Below are 20,191 nucleotides of genomic sequence, written 5' to 3'. Positions count from 1 at the left end.
GAGTGAGTCCGCCTTCCGGGCGCGCACTTCACGAACTTGTCCAACTGTTGGACAAGTCTGGCGAGACCGGGCCCGGAGGGGTCCCTCCTGCTTTCGAGCTGAGGAGAGACCCCTGAACGGACCTACTTCGGCTGGCCTAGCGCGTCTCGTCAGGAGTGCTGAGCGGACGCCGCTGGTGCTGGGCCTGGTGGCCCGGGTACATGGCCACGAAGAACTCCGACCAGCCACCCATGCGCACGCGCAGCACGTCGTACTTCTCCGGGCTTCGCGCGGCCTCCGCGAAGGTCTCCGGGTTGGCGCACGTCACGGTCAGGATGTTGGAGCCCCGGCCCTCGGCGAACGCCGTGAGCACCCGCTGGAGCGCCTCGGCGGAGAAGTCCTCGCGGATGTTGAAGTCCGTGGGCGCCCCGCTCGTGAAGGCATCCGCCCCCTTCCCCGTGAAGCCGGCGAGCGACTGGAGGAAGCCCGCCTCCTGGTGGTTCACGGGCTGGTCCGCGAAGCTCGGCGACGGGCTCAGGTCCGAGGCGAGCGTCTCCCCGAGGCGCCGGCCATCCGCCGAGGCCCCGAACATGGCGCCGAACTCGAAGTAGTTCTCGAACGTGCCCACGCCCGGCTGCACCTGGAAGCCGCCGAAGGGCTTGTCCGGCGTGCCGAGCCGCCGCGCGAGCTCCACCATCTTCTGCGCCGTGGGCTCCGCCGGCTCGGTGAAGACGCGCATTCCCGTCTCCGCGATGCGCGCGAGCAGCTCGTCGCCCATGCGGTCGAGCTCCTGGTGGCCGCGGCCGTACCGGGGCAGCGCCATGGCCACCTCCCGCAGCTTCTTGTACCGCTCGGCCTTGGCCTCGATGCGCGCCGGGCCCGCCAGCGTGCTGATGAAGGGCTCATCCATCTTGTAGCCCCAATCGCAGATGAGCGCCTCGACGAGCTCCGGCAGCGACGTCACCGCCGTGTCCGGATCGAACACCATCTTCTGGATGGCGTAGAGCGAGTTGATCACCGTCGACGAGCCCGTGAAGCAGGGCGCCACGACGTTGTACCGCGCTCCGCCCTCGTAGAGGTCCAATCCCTTGTCGAGGCAGTCGTCGACGAACACGGACAGCAGCGGCGAGGGGCACACGGCGCTCATCGTGCCGAAGACGCCCAGCAGCCCGTCCACCTGCTTGGCGTACATCCAGCGCAGGTGCTCGAAGAAGAGCTCCAGCAACTGCTCGAACGTGCGGATGTCCTTGGGATGCGGCGACGTGAACGACACACGCTGGCCGCGGAAGTACATGGGCCCGGCGGTGGTCCAGCTCTTGCCCTGGTTGAGCGCGGCCTCGAGCGGCTGCAGGGAGCTCATCCCGCCCAGGGTGAACCAGTTCTTGCCCACGAGCTGCGGCTCGTAGCAGCCATCGCAGGCGTAGTCGCGCGCGGCCTCGAGCGCCACCTCGCTGCGCCACACCGCTCCCGCCTTCTCCGCCACGGGCGTGAAGGCCGTCTCCCCCGTGCCGTTGCCCACCCCGTCTCCGCTGTGTTGCAGGCCCGGGATGATCTTCTCGTCACTGAGCAGGATGGGGTGCGCGCCACCGCTCAGCAGCGCGAGCGAGGCCTCGTGCAGATACTCGGGGGGAATGTCCTTGCGCACGCGCAGGGACAGGCAGGGCGCGTTGAGCGGCAGGCGCCGGGCGGCGCGCAGGCAGAGCAGCGTCACCTTGTTGTACGCGGGCTTGCCCTCTCCCGGCGACCCATCCGCCACGGTGCCACCCACGGTCACCTGTTGGATCCACTGGTTGTTGGCGGCGCCCTGCGGGTAGTTGCCGCTCATGCCGCCCATGGCGAGGTTGCCGTAGGGCTGGTGGTCCTCGACGAACTGGCGGTTGAGCTGCACCTTCTCGCCGACCTTGATCCAGAAGCAGTCGATGATCTCCTGCGCCTGCTCGTCGTCGAGCTGCCCGTTCGCCACGTCCCGCTCGTAGAAGGGGAAGAGCATCTGGTCGAGCCGGCCGATGGCCGTGGGCTCGCCGATGAGGTGCAGGCACGCATGCATGGTGAAGATGAGCTGGGCGGCCTCGAGCATCGTCTTGGGAGGCGCGCTGGACAGCCGCTTCATGCGCTCCTGGATGGCCAGCAGGTTGTCCCGCTCGGCCCGCCGGCCCGGCTCCATCGAGGCCGCCAACTCGCCCGCGAGCTTCGCATAGGCCAGGCAGTGCTCCTGGACGCCCTCGAGCGCCCGCAGGACGCCCCGGTAGAACTGGCGCTTCTTCTCGTCCGTCGTCGAGTCGTGCCGGGCATTCACCTCGGCCACGAGGCCACCGAGACCCTTGTCCAACATCCGCTGGAAGCCGGGCACGAGGTGACCCACGCCCGAGGCATGGCTCAGCCCGGCGAAGAAGTTGCCGATGCGCTCGTCCTCGCGGGCGTAGTCGATGACGTAGCGGCCCTGTCCGAGTCCAATGTTGGGCAGGGCTCCCACGATGAGCTCCGCCGGGTGGATGCGGTAGGTGTCCGCCCCGTTGTACCAGTTGCCCTTCGCATCCTGCTTCCGTCCCCGGAAGCCATAGGCGGGGTCCACGAAGGCGTCCCCGAGGCTCATCTTGATGGCCCAGCCCATGCGCTCGACGACGGGCAACCCCATCACCTCCCGGGCCTTGTCCGCGCCGTACTTGCGCGCGACGTAGGCACACAGGTGCTGGAGCTCCTCCTGGCGGCGATCGAAGTACCAGTTGTCCTGCCAGCGCGAGAAGGTGCTGGAGAGCAGCTGCAACACCCGCTGGGAGGGCGGCAGGTACTTCTCGCGATCCTCCTCGGACATCGTGGACATCTCGAACAGGTAGTTCTTGTGGTTGTACTGCATGTACCCGTTCGGCGAGGACATGTCGAAGTGCCGATCCAACCGGCTCCAGTCCACTCCGGGGAAGCGCGTCCAATCCGTCTCATCCACCCCCTTGAGCCTCACCGGCTCCAGCCCGAGGTCCGCCTGGCTGGGGACGTAGTAGAAGCCTCCCAGGTTGGCGCTCATCTCGGAGAGGAGCCGGTCCCTCATGAAGCCGCTCGTGTCGCCAATCTGCTGGTTCATGATGGACTCGAGCACCTGGATGCTCCGGGCATAGCCCGCGAAGTAGAGCCCCTCCTCATCCCGGAGGCTCGCCCCCTTGGCGCGCAGCTCGTCGTTCTCCAGGGAGCGCGCCCTCCCGAAGGGGAGGCTCAGCCGCAGCACCTGCATGGTGTTGCCCTGGGCGTCCTGCACGCGGGCGCTCTTGATGTGGCTCCGGTCGTCATGCGTGGGAATGAGGATGTCCTCGGTCGTGCGCCCCACGAGGTCCTCTATCTGCTGGGGGCTCATGTTGAGCAGGTGCTCCCAGTTGATGACGAACCGCTGCGCGACCACGAAGGAGGCGCCGACGTGCACCGGGTCCTCGAAGCCCACCAGGGTCTGCTCCTGGACGGAGACAGGGTCCGCGGGGTTGTTCAGCGTCTCGGAGAACCGGCAGCCCAGCACCTTGCCGCCGCGCTTGTCCGGACGCGTGGACTTCGTGGCCGCCTTCTGGTTGCTGCCGGGCGGGGAGTGCGCACAGCGCTCCTCCTCCTCCAACCGCTTGCGGATGAACTCGAAGACCCCCTCGCAATGGCTTTCCTCATCGGACTTGATGTGGAACCAGAGATCGCCCTGCGAATCCACGAAGGTCCCACACGAGCGGGAGAACACCGACGAGCGATAGGCGGACCCCTCCTCCGGGAAGCACAGCTGCATTCCCTTGGGAAGCTCGGTGCCCGCCTCGGCACACCACTGCTGCCAGAGCCGGAAACCCACCCCGACGATGGCGCTGGTGTTGGCGCTGCCGTAATTCGCGTGGATCTCCTCGCGGACGTCCTTCATCAGCCGCCGCAGGATGTCCAGCGTCACCGGCTGGCCCGTTCCCTCGGGCTTGCGCCAGAAGGTCGCGAACAACGCGTAGGGCGCCGGGTAGACCAGGCCACGCTGCACCAGTCCCCAGACGTCGTGGCTGATCTGCCGTCCGTGCCTCGTGGACAGGCGCTCCGCGGAATGGTGCTCTCGAGACAACGGCAACCGCGCGTTCATGTCGTGATTCCCCCAGGTAGTGGTGATGAGCACCCTTGGTAAGTGCTCACCATCGAACGCTAGCAGGGGCGCGGCGCTGGAAGGATTCTTCCGTGTGACCGTGTTGCTGTTGTCACCAATAGGACACGGACTTCAAATCGAAGATGTCTGTAATACCGTGAGCCTGGAGGATTTGAGTCGCCATGGCGCTGCGCCCTCCCGCCTGGCAATACACCACCACCTTCGTCCCCGGCGGGCCCACCTCCGCCACCCGCCGCGGCAACTCCTGCACGGGGATGTTCCTCGCCGGCTCCGGGTGCCCCATCTGGAACTCCTCCGGCGTCCGCACGTCCAGCAATACCCACCCCTGCTCCACCAGCTCCCGGGCCTTCTGTGACAGTTCTTTCGGCGTCATGGCCCCGGACTGTAGCCGGAAACTGGAGCCCTCCCACCAGGACGCTACAGTCCCGTCGCACCATGTTGGACAAACACGCCCTGCTCGACCAGCTCGCCGATCGGCTCCGCCAGAGCGACCGCCTCGCCCACCGCGCCGAGCTCGAGGCCCGTGAGGCCGCCCGCACCCTCGCCACCGAGTCCGAGAAGAAGGAAGATGGCCGCGCCGTCATCGAGTACGGCAGCCTCGCCACCGGACAGGCCCAGCGTGCCCGCCGCGTCCAGGAGGAGATCAAGGCCCTCTCCGACTTCCAGCAGGAAGGCGTCCCCCGCTTCTCCCGCAAGAGCCCCGTCGCCCTCGGCGCCCTCATCGACGTGTCCACCGAGGACGAGGAGGGCTTCTCCGAGCGCACCTTCTTCCTGCTGCCCGTCGGCGCCGGCACCGAGCTCACCGGCCCCGGAGGCGATGGCTTCCTCTCCGTCATCACCCCCGCCTCCCCCGTGGGCCGCGCCCTCCTGGGACGTCGGGCGGGTGACACCATCGAGGTGACCCTCGCCGGGGAGGTACGCGAGTGGACGGTCCTCGAGGTCGCCTGAGCTCCCCGGCTTGCTCCCCACCGCGACTCCTTTCACGCTTCCAGCATGAGTAGCGCCGGGGGGCCCCGCACCACAGGAGGTCGCGCGCCATGTCCCAAGCCCGTGGAGCCGCGAAGAGCATCCGTCCGGAGTGCCCGGAGGAGCCCAGTCCCACGCCCGTGGACGATTGGGTCTTCGCCGCCGACCACCCCGATGGCTACATGGCCGTGGCCGCCGTGCGCGACGACACCGGGGCGCTGGTGGACTTCCGCTGGCTGTACGCCAACCCCGCCGCCGAGACCCTGATGGGCATGAGCCTGGCCTTCGTGCTCGGCCGGGGCATCGTCGAGCTGCTCCCCGACGCGCGCAGCCGCGGCATCCACTCCCGCCTCGCCCTGGTGGTGGAGACCGGCCAGCCCTATGTGGACGAGGTGTACTTCCCCCTGGAGAACCGCGAGCGCTGGTTCCGCCTCGTCGCCCTCAAGCGCGGCGACGGGCTCTCCATCTGGTTCAACGACATCACCCGCCGCAAGCGCGAGGAGCGCGAGTCCACCTTCCTCGCCGAGGCCAGCCACCTGCTCACCGCCTCCCTCGACGTGGAGAGCGCCCTGCGCGAGCTGGCCCGCCGCTGCGTCCCCTCCTTCGCCGATGCCTGCATCCTCCAGGTGATGGACAGCCGCGGCCAGCCCCTCCTGTGCGAGACCGTCACCACCGAGCCCGTCCAGGAGGCCCTGCTCCTCGAGGTGCTGCGGCGGTCTTCACAGGCCTCCGGCGGCCAGGCCTCCGGCGGCCAGGCCTCCGGCGGGACGCCCGGCGAGCCCGGCCTCGTGGGCCTGAGGCTGCCCCAGGACGTGCCCCAGCTCCTCACCGAGCTGACGCCGCCCCTCCTCCACGCCCTCGCCCGGGACGCGGAGCACCTGCGCCTCATGCAGGCACTCGGGCCCCACTCCGTGCTGGCCGTGCCGCTGCGCGCGCGCGGACGCCCCCTGGGCGCGCTCGTCCTCTTCACCTTCTCCCCGCGCACCCTCGGCGTGGAGGACCTGCGCTTCGCCGAGGACCTCGCCGACCGCGTGGCCCTCTCCGTGGACAACGTCCTGCTCTTCCGCGAGGCCCGCCAGGCCGTGGCCCAGCGCGATGAGTTCTTCACCGTCGCCGCCCACGAGCTGCGCACCCCCACCACCTCCCTCAAGCTCAACGTGCAGTCGCTGCTGCGCGGGGCCCGCCGCTCCGAGGCCGGCCAGGCCCCCGCCGACCTCCTCTCCAAGCTGGAGAACATCGACCGCAACGCCGGCCGCCTCAACGCGCTCGTCAACGAGCTGCTGGACGTCACCCACCTCCATGCCGGCCGCCTGCGCCTGGACCGGGAGCCGGTGGACCTGTCCGCGCTCGTCCAGGACGTGGCCGCCCACTTCGAGCTGCCCGCCACCCACGCCCACAGCCCCATCCACCTGGAGCTCTCCGGCCCCGCCGTGGGCGCCTGGGATCGGATCCGCCTGGAGCAGGTGGTCACCAACCTCCTCTCCAATGCCCTCAAGTATGGCGCTGGCAAGCCCGTGCGCCTGAAGGTGTCCTCCGACGGCGCGTGCGCCCGCCTCGAGGTGCGCGACGAGGGCATCGGCATCGCCCCCGAGAGCCTCCCCCGCCTCTTCGGCCGCTTCGAGCGCGCCGTGTCGGATCGCCACTACGGCGGCCTGGGCCTGGGCCTCTACATCACCCGGCAAATCGTCGAGGCCCTGGGAGGCACCGTGAGCGTCACCAGCACCCTGGGGGCTGGCGCCACCTTCACCGTCCAGCTTCCGCTCGAGGCCACCCCCTGAGCACCCTTCCCCACACACGGGGTGTCGGGCGATGGACGAATCACCCGCGGGCGGTGGATTTGGAACGGGCAAGCTGATTGGAAGGGAGGTGCATGAGAGCAGAGCACCCCCGCCCTTCATCCCTGCCCCTCACCTGGCCCGCGGCGGTGTTCGGTCTCATCTTCGGCGTGGCCATGACGTACGTGCCGTACGAGTTCCACGCGGCGTACTTCCGGCCCCTGTATCCCTATGTCCGCGCCATGGGCGTGGCCTACCTGGCCAGCAGCATCGTGCTCATGGCCACCATGCTCTACGCCCAGGCCCCGCGCTGGTTGGACGTGCTGGGACGCGTGGGCTTCGGCGCCGTCACCGGGCTGTACTGGTGGGTGCTGCACGTGCGCACCGGCGGCCTCACGGGCGCCATCCTCTACCCGCTGCTGCTGGCGGGACTGGCCCTGGAGGTGTCCCCCTCGTGGCGGCGGCGCGAGGTGTTCCGCGGCGTGGTGGCGCTGCTCTCGCTCGCCTTCGGCCTGCTGCTGCTGGTGGCGCGCCACCGCTTCCCGCCCGTCTTCTACGCCTCCCTGGCGCCGCTGCTGGTGCCCATGGGGCTCGTCTTCCTGGGCTGCGGCGTGGGGCTGCTGTCCCCCGCGGTGCACCGCGGGCTCCGGCTGCCCCGCCTGCTGCTGGGCCTGCTCGCGCTGGACTTCACGCTGCTCGCCTGGGCCGTGGCCCGCCGCGGCTCGATGCCGGCCGCCAGCATCTACGTCATCCTCGCCCTGGCGTGCGTCATCTCGGCGCTCGGCCTCCGCCCGCGCGCGCCCCGCACCATCGGCTTCAAGCTGCTGCGCGGACTGGCCTTCGCCGGCGTGGTGCCGCTGCTGGCCCTGGGCGGCTTCGCGGCCTGGATGGCCCAGAACGCCGTCGAGCGCCAGGTGCGTGACGACACCCTCCGCGCCGCCGCCGGCGAGGCCGACTTCCTCGTGCGCTACCTCGACGACGCGCGCGAGTCCCTGCAACTGCTGCTCGAGTCCCCCGGCTTCCGCAAGGCCTACGCGAACCGGGACACATCCCAGGTGGCCCTCTACCTGCGCAACCTCCCCGCCCAGGCCCGCGCCTTCGACGCCGCCATCGTCGTGGGCAAGGACGGCGAGGGCTTCGCCGCTTCCTACGGCACGAAGAACCTCGGCAGCTTCGCCCACCGCGACTACTACGCCGGGGTGATGGGCACCGGCGCCCCCTACGTCTCGCGCCCCTACATCAGCATCCTGGACCTGCCCCACGTCGCCATCGCCCTGCCCTTCAAGCAGGACGGCAAGCTGGAGGGCATGCTGGTGGGCCTGCTCTCGCTGGAGCGCCTGTCCGCCGCGGTGACGCCCGCCGCCCAGCGCTTCCGCGTCCAGGTGCTGGACCGGCGCGGCCTGCTGCTCCTGCGCGACACCCAGCCCGGCGCCCCCCTGCTGAGCGAGGCCTACCTGCCCGGCGTCCTGCGCCAGAAGCTGTCCACCAGCGAGGAGGGCGTGGTGGAGACGTTCGGCCCGGAGGATCAGCGGATTCTCCTGGCCGCCAACGCGCCCGTGCCCGGCACCGAGTGGAGCGTCGTCGTCGCCCAGGACATGGGCGTGGCCTACCGCGCCATCACCCGCACCAGCGTGGCCTTCATCGCCATCCTCGCCATGGGCGTGCTGCTCATGCTGGCCCTGTCCCAGTTCGTGGCCCGCGACATCATCCGCCGCCTGGAGACGCTGGTGGAGGCCACCGCCGCCATCGGCCGGGGCGAGCTGTCCCGCCGCGTCCCCGCGGAGGAGAACGACGAGCTGGGCGGGCTGTGCCACGGCTTCAATGAAATGGCCACCCGCACCGAGGCCGCCCAGGGCGAGCTGCGCGAGGCCGTGCGCCTGCGCGAGGAGTTCCTCTCCGTGGCCAGCCACGAGCTGCGCACCCCGCTCACGCCCCTCAAGGGTTTCGCCGCCCTCACCCTCAGCCGCATGGAGAAGAGCGGCGACTTCCCCGAGCGCGAGCGCACCCTCAAGGCCCTGCGCTCCATGGCCCGCCAGACGGACCGCCTCACCCGGCTGGTGGATGATCTGCTCGACACCTCCCGCATCCAGGCCGGCCGCTTCGAGCTGGAGCGCGCCCCGTTGGACCTGCTCCCCCTGGTGCGCGAGGTGATCGAACGCTTCGAGATGCGGGGCAACGAGGGGCTGCGCTTCGTGCTGGAGGCCCCCACCCAGGCGGTGGAGGGACTCTGGGATGGCCCCCGCCTGGAGCAGGTCATCACCAACCTGCTGGCCAACGCCGTGCGCTACTCGCCCCAGGGCGGCACCGTGCGCGTCAGCTTCCACCTGTCCCCCGAGGCGGTGGAGCTGCAGGTGCGCGACGAGGGCATCGGCATCCCCTCCGAGAGCATCGCCCTGCTCTTCCAACCCTTCGCCCGCGCCTCCAACGCCACCGCGCGCCACTTCGGCGGCCTGGGCCTGGGCCTCTTCATCTGCCGCGAAATCGTCCAGCGCCACGGCGGCACCATCTGGGCCGAGAGCCCCGGCGCTCAACTGGGCAGCTGCTTCCACGTCCGCCTGCCCCGCGAGGCGCCCGCCACCCCCGTGGCCGCCGTGGCCAGCTGATCCCCGAACAAGCGGGAATACACGTTTTCTTGGAGGATGGTGCAGAAGGGTGTAGGGCAGGCTATCGTAATTCTCCAGCGAGGCGGTTCCCCGGGCCCCCCCGAGTCCGTTGGAATCGAAGCACCCCCATCCGCATGCATCCGAAGCCTCAGCAGACCCACGCGGAAGACGCCACGTCCCCCGGGACGGGCGGCCCGCCCAACGACGTCACCGAGCGGCGGGCGACGACAGCCGCACTGGCCCGCCGCGAGCGCTACCTCACCGCGGTGGTGGAGCTCCAACAGCGGCTGCTGGCGGCGTCGGCCTCGGAGAACCTCTTCGAGCGGCTGGTGGCGCCCCTGGGCGAGGCCTCGGGAGCCAGCCGCGCCTACATCTTCGAGGCGCACCGCTCGCCGGACGGCAATCAGCTCTTCAGCCAGCGCGCCGAATGGTGCGCCCCCGGGGTGACGCCGGAGCTGCACAACCCGCAGTTGCAGGACATGCCGCTGGAGCGGCAGATGCCCCGCCTGTACGAGCTGCTGTCGCGCGGGCAGGTGCTGTCGGGGCGGGTGAGGGACCTTCCACAGGAGGAGCGGGCCGTCCTGGAGCCGCAGCAGATCCTCTCGGTGCTGACGCTGCCCTTGTGGGTGCACGGGACGCTCGCGGGTTTCATCGGCTTCGACAACTGCGCCGAGGAGCGCGAGTGGGACAAGCTGGAGGTGGATCTGCTGTGGGCGGCGGCGGGGGCCATCGCCCTGTGCATGGAACAGCGGCAGTCCGAGCGCGCGCTGCGCGAGCGGGAGCTGCGCTTCCGGCGCATCGCGGAGAACGCCTCGGACGTGCTCTACCGCTACCAGCTGGCGGGCACGCGCAGCTTCGCCTTCATCAGCGGCGTGGTGACGAACAACCTGGGCTTCTCCCCGGAGGAGCACTACCGGGACCCCGAGCTGTGGCACCGCCAGGTGCACTCGGAGGATCTCCAGGTACTCGAGCAGCTCCTGTCCGATCCCCAGCGGATGGCGGACACGCCCGTGGTGGTGCGCTTCACCCGGCGCGACGGGCGGCTGGTGTGGTTGCAGCACGTGGTGACGCCGGTGCTGGACGCCACCGGCCTGTGCGTGGCCGTGGAAGGCATCGCCCGGGACATCACCGAGCGCCGCCAGTTCGAGGAGGCCCTCAAGCTGTCCGAGGCCAGCTTCCGCCTGCTGCTGGAGGGCGTGCCGGAGCCGGCGGCCATCCAGCGGGACGAGCACATCATCTACGCCAACTCGGCGCTGGTGACGGCGCTGGGCTTCGAGCGGCCGCATGACTTGATGGGCCGGCGGCTGCAGGAATTCCTGGTGGACGAGCCGCCCACGCCCGAGGGCATGGTGTCGCTGGTGACGGGCGAGCGGCGCATGCGGCGGCAGGACGGGAAGATTCGCGTGGTGGAGTTCGCCTCGCTGCCGCTGCTCTTCGACGGCGAGCCGGCCGTGGTGTCCATCGCGCGAGACGTCACCGAGCAGCGCAAGCTCCAGTCGCAGTTGTCGCTGGCGGACCGCATGGCCTCCATGGGCACGCTGGCCGCGGGCATCGCCCACGAAATCAACAACCCGCTGGCCTTCGTCATCTCCAACCTGGGCTTCCTCCTGGACGAGATGCGCCGCATGCCGTCCATGATGCCGGGCGGGCTGGCGGCGCGGCCCGAGGTGGACGAGTGGCGCTCGGTCATCATGGAGGCCCGCGAGGGCGCCGAGCGCGTGCGGCAGATCGTCCGCCAGCTCAAGGCCTTCTCCCGCCCGGACGAGGAGCGGCTGGAGGCGGTGGACCTGCACGCGGTGCTGGACTCGGCGGTGATGCTGGCCGCCAACGAAATCAAGCACCGGGCGCGGCTCAAGCGCGAGTACGGGCCCATGCCGCACGTGAAGGGCAACGAGGGCCGGTTGTGCCAGGTGTTCCTCAACCTGGTGGTGAACGCGGCGCAGGCCATCCCCGAGGGCGCGGCGGAGAAGAACGAAATCCGCCTGGTGACGCGCGAGGGCGAGCAGGGCCGCGTCATCGCCGAGGTGCAGGACTCGGGCTCGGGCATCCCCCCCGAGGTGATGGGCCGCATCTTCGATCCCTTCTTCACCACCAAGCCGGTGGGCGTGGGCACGGGCCTGGGCCTGTCCATCTGCCACGGCATCATCACCAGCCTGGGCGGGGAAATCTCCGTGGAGAGCCAGCCGGGCCGGGGCACCACGGTGCGGGTGGTGCTGCCCGCGGCCGAGCCGGGCGCCCGGGTGCAGAAGCCGGTGCCGGCGCCCCAGGTGCCCATCACCCAGCGCGGACGGGTGCTCATCGTGGACGACGAGCCCGCCGTCGGACGGGCGCTGCGGCGGATTCTGCGCGAGCACGAGGTGGAGCTGGCCACCAGCGGGAGGCAGGCGCTGGAGAAGCTGTCCGCGGACAACCGCTTCCACGCCGTGCTGTGCGACGTGATGATGCCGGACCTGGGCGGCAAGGACCTGTACGAGGCCGTCCAGCAGGGAGGCTCGGGGCTGGAGCGGCGCTTCGTCTTCGTCTCCGGCGGCGCCTTCACCCAGGGGGCGCGGGACTTCCTGGCCCGGGTGCCCAACCCCACCCTGGAGAAGCCCTTCGACGAGACGGCCGTGCGGCGCGTGGTGCGCGAGCTGGTGACGAACAACGCGTCCGCCGTGGGGAGCTGACGGCATCCTCCCGTTGCCGGACCCTCCTCCTGGTGACGGATGGGGAAAGTGGCGAACCTGGGACAGGCTGCGTGGAACGCCATCCCCCCGCCTTTCGAGGATTGCCGATGAACCGAACCGCCCTGCTGCTGGCCACCACCGGACTGCTCGCCCTGACGGCGGCGGTGGTGGGCCTGCCCCGCCAGAAGGACACGAGCCACACCCTGGCCCAACCCGGCGAGGCCCCCACCGGCGTGGTGCTGCCCCCGGCCACCGCCAAGGACGGCCCGGTGACGCTGCAGGGCAAGCTGTCCGGGGCCTACCTCATGTCCGGGCCCAGCGAGGCCTACGCCGTGCTGACGGTGCGCGCGGACAAGCCCCGCGAGGAGCAGCGTGTGCCGGTGAGCCTGGCGCTCGTCATCGACCGCTCGGGCTCCATGCGCGGCCAGAAGCTGACGGACGCCAGGCTCGCGGCGCGGCTGCTGGTGGAGCGCCTGGGCGCCGAGGACCGGCTGGCCCTGGTGCACTACGGCTCGGACGTGCGCGTCTTCCCCAGCCAGCAGGTGACGGACGAGGTGCGCCATCAGATGCTGGCCTTCGTGGACACCATCCAGGACGAGGGCGCCACCAACATCAGCGGCGGCCTGCAGGCGGCGGCCCAGCAGCTGCTCCCGTACGTGGAGCGCTTCCGGGTGAGCCGCATCCTCCTGCTCAGCGACGGGCACCCCACCGAGGGCCTCGTGGAGGACTCGGAGCTGCTGAAACTGGCGGACACCTACCAGCGCCAGGGCCTGACGGTGAGCGGCCTGGGCGTGGGGGATGAGTTCAACGAGCGGCTGATGCGCGGCCTGGCCGAGCAGGGCGGCGGCTTCTACGGCTACATCCAGGACTCGGAGAAGCTGGCGGAAATCCTGCGGCGGGAGCTGGAGCAGGCGGCGGGGACGCTGGCGCGCGGGATGGAGCTGCGGCTGGAGCTGCCCGAGGGCGTGCTGGACGCGGAGGTGATGGGCGTGCCGGCGCGGCGCGAGGGCAAGAGCCGGGTGGTGCGCCTGTATGACCTGGCGGGCGGGCAGGAGGCGCAGGTGGTGGTGAAGCTGACGCTGTCGCTGGAGTCCTCCAAGGAGTCCTCCAAGGAGGGCCGGGGCGTGCTGGGGGCGCGGCTGCGCTACCAGGACGTGGAGGCCGCACGGCCGGTGGAGACGTACCTGCCCCTGTCGGCCCGGGTGACGGAAGACGAGGGGCTGGTGCGGGCCAACCTGGACCAGGAGGTGCGGGTGCACGCGGTGAAGGCGCTCGGGGCCCGGGAGATGCAGGCGGCCGCCGAGGAGATGAAGCGCGGCAACCGGGAGAAGGCCCTGGGCCTGCTGGACAACGCCCGGGGCCTGTTCGGCAGCTCCGCGGAGGCGCTCGCCGGGGAGCTTGCGGACGTGGACCGGACGAAGGCAGCCTATCTCAACGCCCAGGATGAAACTTCCGTGAAGCGTGAGGCGTTACAGCTTCATCGCAAGTCGCTGAGAACCTTCGGTCAGAACAACTCCTACGGTACAGACTGAGCAGGAAAGCCCGGCCATGCCCCTGTCGATACAGCTCCAGGAACGCGAGGACTTCGAGGTGCGCACCCTGCGTGCGCTGGGTGGCGGAGTGGCCGCGGGCCTGCTCGCGGTGGCGGCCTCACGGCTGTACGTGCAGGTGGACGCGGGCTTCTTCGCGGTGGCGGGCGCGGCGCTGGCCGGGGCGCGCACGGACTGGAAGGTGCGCGTGGGGATGCTGCTGGGCTTCCCCGTGCTGCTGAACGTCCCGGACATGCTCTTCATCCCCTCGCCCCTGTCCGAGGCCTGCACGGGCGCACTGGCCGCCGGGGTGGTGGGCTGGCTGGGGACCCGGTGGAAGCCCAGGCCGCTGCAGGTGCTGGCCGGAGCGGTGGGCGCGGGCGCGCTGGTGCCGCTCGGGCTGTACGTGAAGACGGTGATGGACGCGCGGCTCTTCGACGGGCGGCTGGGCGCGGTGGGCACGGTGCTGGGCATGGCGGCGGTGGCGCTCTTCTGGAGCGTGGGCATGCTGGCCACCCACGTGACGGTGCACGGCAACGCGGTGGAGGCACGGGGCACGGCGCTGGAGAAGCAGCTGTCCGGCGAGGCGCAGGGCCTGGTGTCGCGCGCGGTGACGCTGTACCGGCAGTGCCAGAAGGAGGCGGCGCGCCTGACGCCGGGGCCCGGGAAGACGGAGCTGGTGGGCGTGCTGGAGAAGATGGCGCGCGAGGTGTTCTCCCTCGCCGAGTCCCACGCGGAGCTGGAGGCGCAGCTGCGCGCGGTGCACCAGAGCGACGTGGACGCCCAGGTGAAGGAGCTGCGCGACAAGGCGGCCGCGGCCACGGACGCGGTGGCGCGCCGGCAGTTGGAGCTCGCGGCCTCGTCGCTGGGCGAGGAGCTCAACCACCTGGATTTGCTGGGCCGCAAGCGGGAGCGGTTGCTGGCGCAACTGCACGCGCAGGTGGCCCTGCTGGAGCGCGCCCGGGTGTCCCTCGTCGGCGTGAAGGGCGGCGACATCGGCTCCAAGGGCGCGCAGGCCGAGCAGCTCGCGCGCAAGCTCGCCGCCCTGGGCCAGGAGGACTCGGGCTCCGCTCCCGCCCCGGCCCCCCTGCCCGAGTCCACCAAGGTCGGGAGCTGAGCGCTCCGTTTCGGCTCACGCATCGAGCCGTAGCGGAATTCACACACCGTTACGCAACAGCGCCCGTTTTTTCGCCGATAACGAGAGGAGGAGAAGCAGGCGGGCATCCGCCTCCTTCGCCAGGAGACGTGGTGTCTCCGCGAACCCTCCCACCGCTCCGGGGTCCCCGGGGCAGGAACCGACATCGTGCGAAAGACAGAAACCTCTTCCTCGGGGCCCACGCTCCTCGGCCGCCGTCTGCTGGCGGCCGTGCTCTCCCTCACGTTGGCGGCTTGCGGTGGCGCGTCCCTGGAGGAGGCCGGCGACGACACCCTGGGCACCCAGGAGGCCGCGGCGAGCGTGCGGCTGCGCGTGATGGCCGCCAACATCTCCAGCGGCAACTACCAGAGCTACGACCCGGGCCATGGCACCCGCATCTTCCAGGGTACCCGGCCGGACGTGGTCGCCATCCAGGAGTTCAACTACGGGGACAACTCGGCCACCGCCATCCGGAGCTTCGTCAACACCGCCTTCGGCACGGGGTTCTACTACTACCGGGAGACCGGGGCGCAGATCCCCAACGGCATCATCAGCCGCTACCCCATCATCGCCTCGGGTGAGTGGACGGACACCCAGGTGTCCAACCGCGACTTCGCCTGGGCGCGCATCGACGTGCCGGGGCCCAAGGACCTCTGGGTGGTGAGCGTGCACCTGCTCACCTCCGGCAGCGGCGTGCGCAACACCGAGGCCACCAACCTGGTCAACTACATCAAGGCCAACGTCCCCACGAGCGACTACCTGGTCATCGCCGGAGACCTCAACACCGACAGCCGCTCCGAGTCCTGCTTCAGCACCTTCTCCCAGGTGGTGAGCACCGCCAGCCCGTACCCCGTGGACCGCAACGGCAACGGCAACACCAACGCCAGCCGAGGCAAGCCGTATGACCACGTGCTCGTGGACGCGGACCTGCGCGCCTACCAGACGGCCACCGTCATCGGCTCCAGCTCCTTCGCCGCCGGCACGGTGATCGACACCCGCGTGTACTCGCCCCTCTCGGAGATCTCCCCCGCGCTCTCGGGTGACAGCGGCGCCACCAACATGCAGCACATGGCCGTCATCAAGGACTTCCTCATCCCCGACAGCACCACCACCACCGCGAGCATCACGGTGGGCTCCCCCAACGGCGGCGAGAGCTGGACGACCGGCAGCGCCCAGAGCATCACCTGGACGGCCACCGGCGTGACGAACGTGAAGCTCGAGTACACGCTCAACGGCTCCACCTGGACCACCCTCACCTCCAGCACCTCGGCCTCCACGGGCTCCTACGCGTGGACCGTCCCGAGCACCACCTCCACCACCGCGAAGGTGCGCGTGAGCGATGCCTCCAACTCCGCCATCACCGACTCGAGCAACGCGAACTTCTCCATCACCACCTCCGGCGGTGGAGGCGGTGCGGCGGTGGTGTTCATCAATGAGATCCTCGCCAACGAGGCCGGCTCGGACGTGAACGGGGAGTTCGTGGAGATCGTCAACTCGGGCGGCACGGCCGCGGACCTCTCCGGCTGGACGCTCTCGGACGCCAGCGGCGTGCGCCACACCTTCGCGAGCGGCACCTCGCTCGCCGCGGGCAAGGCCATCGTCGTGTTCGGCGCCGCCGCGGGCATTCCCTCGGGCGTCACCAACGCGGTGGGCGCCTCCACGAACATGCTCAACCTGAGCAACAGCGGCGACACCGTGACGCTGAAGAACGCGTCGGGCACGACGGTGAACACCACCACCTATACATCGTCGCTCTCGGGCACCGATGGCGTGTCCATGAACCGCAGCCCGGATGTCACCAGCGGCGGCACCTTCGTGCTGCACACCACCCTGTCGAGCTCCACGTCCTCGCCCGGTAAGCGCGCCAACGGCACCGCCTACTGAGTGACGGACGTTCCCCACGGCTCCAGCGCCGTCCTGGCTGGAGCCGGCGGGGGACCGTGCCATCTACCTCCCGAGAAGAAGCGCATGCCCGTGTTGCCCGTCGAGCCCCATCCGCTCTCACCGATCGACCAGTTCTTCATCGGTCATTCCTTCTCGATCGTCCTGCGGTACGGCGCGCGCCTGGACGCGGGGCGGCTCTCGGCGGCGCTGGCCCCGGTGCTCGAGGCGATTCCGCCGCTCACCTGCCACCTCGCCGAGTGGGAGGATGGCCGCTGGGGCCTCGTCTCCCCGGGCAACGCCCCACCCCACCTCGAGGTCCACGAGGTGCCCCACCTGCCCGAGGACTCCACCGGGCCCACCTCCTCGCTCGGGCTCGTGCCACGTTTGAGCGCGGCGCCCGGGCAACCCGTGTTGGGCCTCCGCTTGACTCAATCCCCCACGGAAGGCCTGCTCGGCATCACCCTGGCGCACGCCGTGGCGGATGGCTTCAGCCTCTTCCTGTTCCTGCGCGCCTGGTCCCGGGCCGTGCACGGCCGCCCCCTCGAGCCACTCCCCTGGGAACGGAACCTGCTGGCCCTCGAGGACCCGGAGCCCACCGCGGCGCGCTCCCCGGAGGACTTCTGGCGGAGGACCGGCTTCCGCTGGTGCCAGCCCCCGAGGGAGCTCGCGGCACCGCGGCCCGCCTCCTTCGGCACCCGGCTGGTGCCACCGGAGCTCCGCACGCTGGCCGCGGACCCGGCACTCGCCAGTAACGACCTCCTCTGCGCCTGGCTCATCCAGACCCGGGCGGACGCGCTCGCCGGTCCGGACGGGCTGGCGGTCACGTTCCCCATCGACTACCGCCGCGTCCATGGCGGGCTGCCAAACAACTACTTCGGCAATGCCATCCGCGGCGCGCCCCTGTGGCTCGATCGGGAGACGCTCGAGCGCGAAAGCCTCCCCGAGCTGGCGGTGCGCGTGCGGGAGGCCGTCCGCGCCGCCCTGAATGCACAGGGAGCCCGGGACTCCCTGGCCTGCCTCGCGGGGCTGCTGCGCGAACGGGGCGGCCGCATCCTTGGCGAGCTGCACACGGTGGATCCCCGAGCGGGGCTCCTGGTGACCAACGTCGCGAGCGTGCCGTTCGGCACACTCGACTTCGGAGCCGGACCCCCCGTGCACGTCCTGATGCCCGCCGTCGAGCCGAGGACCGCCGCCATCCAACAGACCGACAGCGGCTACGAGCTCTCCTTCAACGCTCCGGCGTGAAGCGCACCGGCAGCTCCTTGATGCCTCTCACGAAGTTGGACCGGACCCGGCGCACGGGTCCGTGGGGCTCCATGTCCGGGAAGCGGCGCAGCAACTCCTGGAACAGCACCGTGAGCTGCAACTCCGCCAGGCGCCATCCCAGACAGAAGTGCTGCCCCTGGCCGAACGACAGGTGCTGCGGGCCGGCGCGGGTCACGTCGAAGCGCTCGGGCTGCTCGAACACCTCTTCATCGAAATTGGCGGACAGGTACCAGAGGACGACCTTGTCGCCCCGGGCGATGCGCTGTCCCGCCAGCTCCGTGTCCTCGGTGGCCGTGCGGCGCATGTGGAGGAACGGAGACACCCACCGGACGAGCTCCTTCACCGCCTGGGGAATGAGCGCCGGCTGCTCCACGAGCTTGCGCCGCTGCTCCGGATACCGCGAGAGCGCCAGGAGCCCTCCCGAGAGGGTGTTGCGCACCGACTCGTTCCCCGCGATGACGAGCAGGAAGAACGTGGCGAAGTAGCGCGGGACGGACATCCCCTCGCCATCGGCCTCCGTGCCCACCAGCATGGAGACGAGATCATCTCCGGGACGGCGCAGCCGCTCGCGCCAGAGCTTCAGCGCATAGGCGCCCATGTCCTTCGTGCACTGGCGGATGTGCTCCTCGGACCTGCGCATGTCCGGGTCGTCCTCGCCCACGAGCGCGTTGGACCACTCGAACAGCCGCAGTCTGTCCTCCTGGGGCACGCCGAGCAGCTCGGCGATGACCTGGATGGGCAGCTCCGCCGCCACCGAGGAGACGAATTCACATCCACCGCTCGGAGCGATGCGGTCGAGCAGCGCCGTCACCCGCGCGCGGATGCTGGCCTCCAGCCGGCGGATGCGCTCGGCCGTGAAGGCGGGCGACACCATCCCCCGGTAGGTGTTGTGCTCGGGCGGATCCATGCTGAGCATGGACGCCTCCAGGCCCTGGGTGATCTCCACCTCCGTCTCGTCGTGGATGCGGTGCCCCCCCAGGCTCCGCGCCGACGAGAAGAGCCTGGGATTCTTCGACACCGTGACGATGTCCCGGTAGCGCAGGACCGACCAGAATCCCCTTCCATCCGCCTGCGGGCTCCACCAGATGGGACGCTCCCCGCGCAGCCGCGCGAAGAGATCTCGCGCCGCGTCATGCTCGTAGTGCCTGGGGTCCGCCAGATCGATGCCCAGGGCCTCGGTTGACTCCGCACGCATCACGCTCAGCGCCTCCAGGGAGGAAAAACAGGTGAAGACAGACGCATTTTGACACTCCAACGACCGGGGCTGTACCATCCGCCTCCCCCCATACGCCTCGCGCGAGCCCCCCCTCCATGATGCTCTCCGACGGCACGCAGGCCCCGTCTTCCCTCCGGGCGGCCGCGAGTCTGACAATCGATGGCCGCTCGGTGCGCTCGCGCCAGCGTCTGCATGCCTTGCTGACATTGCTGCTGCCCCTGGCCGGAACGCTGTTCGCCACGCATGACCTCGTCACGCGAGGACCCAGGATGCTCGAGCTCGCGCTGCTCGTATCGATGTACAGCGTGACGATGATGGGCGTGGACGTGGGCTACCACCGGCTGTTTTCCCACCGCTCGTTCAAGGCGCACCCGTGGCTCCGGGCGTTGCTCGCCGTGTGCGGGAGCATGGCGGCACAGGGTCCCGTCGTCTACTGGTCGAGCAATCACCGCCTCCATCACGCCCGGAGCGACACGGTGGAGGATCTCCACTCGCCCCACGTGGACCGCGAGGGCGAACGGCGCGGGATGCTGGCCGGGCTGTGGCATGCCCATGTCGGGTGGATGTTCGAGCACGAGCCGGCCAATCCCCTGCGGCTCGCGAAGGATCTGCTGCGCGACACGACGCTGATGGGGATCAACCAGCACTACACCACCTGGGTGCTGCTCGGGCTGGTGCTCCCGGCGGCCGCCGGTGGGCTGGCGGAGGGCTCGTGGCAGGGGGCCTGGTCGGGCCTCGTCTGGGGCGGGCTCACGCGGATGTTCCTCGTGCAGCACGCCACCTTCGCGGGCAACTCCTTCTGCCACTACTTCGGCACGCGCCCGTACCCCACGGAGGACGGGAGCACGAACAACCTGCTGCTCGTCGTGCCCACCTTCGGCGGCGCGATGCACAACACCCACCACGCGTTCCCCAGCTCGGCGTTCGTCGGCTTCAAGTGGTGGCACTGCGATATCGGCGGCGGGTTGATCCGCCTCTTCGGCACCTGCGGGCTCGCCACCGACATCAAGGCGCCTCCACCCGACGCCCGGCAGCACCCGGAACCGGGCTCACCCTAGCGCGGCCACCAG

The 20,191-nt window shown here is 70.2% G+C and carries 12 protein-coding genes; 9 read left to right on the top strand and 3 right to left on the bottom strand.

The annotated features are described in order from the left end of the window. Positions 1-136: 136 nt before the first annotated feature. Positions 137-4,060, bottom strand: a complete 3,924-nt coding sequence (locus Q664_RS20300; protein ID WP_052518418.1) for a Dyp-type peroxidase — start codon at positions 4,058-4,060, stop codon at positions 137-139. 112 nt (positions 4,061-4,172) lie between these two features. Next, positions 4,173-4,454, bottom strand: a complete 282-nt coding sequence (locus Q664_RS20295) for a rhodanese-like domain-containing protein (RefSeq protein WP_043397982.1) — start codon at positions 4,452-4,454, stop codon at positions 4,173-4,175. A gap of 62 nt (positions 4,455-4,516) precedes the next feature. On the opposite strand from Q664_RS20295, the gene Q664_RS20290 reads away from it, so the two are divergent. The 8 genes from Q664_RS20290 to Q664_RS20255 all read left to right on the top strand — a co-directional run bounded on the left by Q664_RS20290 (position 4,517) and on the right by Q664_RS20255 (position 17,884). Further along, positions 4,517-5,029 carry a GreA/GreB family elongation factor gene (locus Q664_RS20290; protein ID WP_043397979.1) on the top strand — a complete coding sequence of 171 codons (513 nt, stop codon included), beginning with the start codon at positions 4,517-4,519 and terminating at the stop codon, positions 5,027-5,029. 89 nt (positions 5,030-5,118) lie between these two features. Then, a complete protein-coding gene (locus Q664_RS20285; protein WP_052518417.1) occupies positions 5,119-6,825 on the top strand; it encodes a sensor histidine kinase in 1,707 nt (568 codons plus the stop codon). A 92-nt stretch (positions 6,826-6,917) separates the two neighbouring features. Beyond that, positions 6,918-9,425 (top strand): sensor histidine kinase, encoded by a 2,508-nt coding sequence (locus Q664_RS20280; protein WP_043397976.1) that lies wholly within the window; start codon positions 6,918-6,920, stop codon positions 9,423-9,425. A 134-nt stretch (positions 9,426-9,559) separates the two neighbouring features. Beyond that, the gene (locus Q664_RS20275; RefSeq protein ID WP_084610158.1) at positions 9,560-12,091 is read left to right on the top strand and encodes an ATP-binding protein; all 2,532 of its coding nucleotides are present in this window, start codon (positions 9,560-9,562) and stop codon (positions 12,089-12,091) included. A gap of 107 nt (positions 12,092-12,198) precedes the next feature. After that, positions 12,199-13,623 carry a vWA domain-containing protein gene (locus Q664_RS20270; protein ID WP_043397972.1) on the top strand — a complete coding sequence of 475 codons (1,425 nt, stop codon included), beginning with the start codon at positions 12,199-12,201 and terminating at the stop codon, positions 13,621-13,623. 16 nt (positions 13,624-13,639) lie between these two features. Next, positions 13,640-14,737 (top strand): hypothetical protein, encoded by a 1,098-nt coding sequence (locus tag Q664_RS20265; protein ID WP_043397969.1) that lies wholly within the window; start codon positions 13,640-13,642, stop codon positions 14,735-14,737. A 186-nt stretch (positions 14,738-14,923) separates the two neighbouring features. Then, positions 14,924-16,639 carry a lamin tail domain-containing protein gene (locus tag Q664_RS20260; protein WP_043397966.1) on the top strand — a complete coding sequence of 572 codons (1,716 nt, stop codon included), beginning with the start codon at positions 14,924-14,926 and terminating at the stop codon, positions 16,637-16,639. A gap of 84 nt (positions 16,640-16,723) precedes the next feature. Further along, a complete protein-coding gene (locus tag Q664_RS20255) occupies positions 16,724-17,884 on the top strand; it encodes an acyltransferase (RefSeq protein WP_043397964.1) in 1,161 nt (386 codons plus the stop codon). On the opposite strand, the gene Q664_RS20250 is transcribed toward Q664_RS20255, so the two are convergent. Next, the gene (locus Q664_RS20250) at positions 17,868-19,100 is read right to left on the bottom strand and encodes a cytochrome P450 (protein WP_043397961.1); all 1,233 of its coding nucleotides are present in this window, start codon (positions 19,098-19,100) and stop codon (positions 17,868-17,870) included. The genes Q664_RS20255 and Q664_RS20250 overlap by 17 nt on opposite strands. A 116-nt stretch (positions 19,101-19,216) precedes the next feature. Here Q664_RS20250 and Q664_RS20245 point away from each other — a divergent pair, with 116 nt between their 5' ends. Beyond that, complete coding sequence (locus Q664_RS20245; RefSeq protein ID WP_235216785.1) at positions 19,217-20,179, top strand: acyl-CoA desaturase; 963 nt, start codon at positions 19,217-19,219, stop codon at positions 20,177-20,179. Positions 20,180-20,191 lie beyond the last annotated feature (12 nt).

It is taken from the genome of Archangium violaceum Cb vi76, from assembly GCF_000733295.1.
GTDB lineage: Bacteria > Myxococcota > Myxococcia > Myxococcales > Myxococcaceae > Archangium > Archangium violaceum.
This window is presented reverse-complemented; position numbering and strand designations above follow the sequence as displayed.

Coding starts and splice junctions, on each gene's coding strand:
- Q664_RS20300 (WP_052518418.1), bottom strand. CDS start 4,060: ATGAACGCGCGGTTGCCGTTGTCTCGAGAGCACCATTCCGCGGAGCGC.
- Q664_RS20295 (WP_043397982.1), bottom strand. CDS start 4,454: ATGACGCCGAAAGAACTGTCACAGAAGGCCCGGGAGCTGGTGGAGCAG.
- Q664_RS20290 (WP_043397979.1), top strand. CDS start 4,517: ATGTTGGACAAACACGCCCTGCTCGACCAGCTCGCCGATCGGCTCCGC.
- Q664_RS20285 (WP_052518417.1), top strand. CDS start 5,119: ATGTCCCAAGCCCGTGGAGCCGCGAAGAGCATCCGTCCGGAGTGCCCG.
- Q664_RS20280 (WP_043397976.1), top strand. CDS start 6,918: ATGAGAGCAGAGCACCCCCGCCCTTCATCCCTGCCCCTCACCTGGCCC.
- Q664_RS20275 (WP_084610158.1), top strand. CDS start 9,560: ATGCATCCGAAGCCTCAGCAGACCCACGCGGAAGACGCCACGTCCCCC.
- Q664_RS20270 (WP_043397972.1), top strand. CDS start 12,199: ATGAACCGAACCGCCCTGCTGCTGGCCACCACCGGACTGCTCGCCCTG.
- Q664_RS20265 (WP_043397969.1), top strand. CDS start 13,640: ATGCCCCTGTCGATACAGCTCCAGGAACGCGAGGACTTCGAGGTGCGC.
- Q664_RS20255 (WP_043397964.1), top strand. CDS start 16,724: ATGCCCGTGTTGCCCGTCGAGCCCCATCCGCTCTCACCGATCGACCAG.
- Q664_RS20250 (WP_043397961.1), bottom strand. CDS start 19,100: ATGCGTGCGGAGTCAACCGAGGCCCTGGGCATCGATCTGGCGGACCCC.
- Q664_RS20245 (WP_235216785.1), top strand. CDS start 19,217: ATGATGCTCTCCGACGGCACGCAGGCCCCGTCTTCCCTCCGGGCGGCC.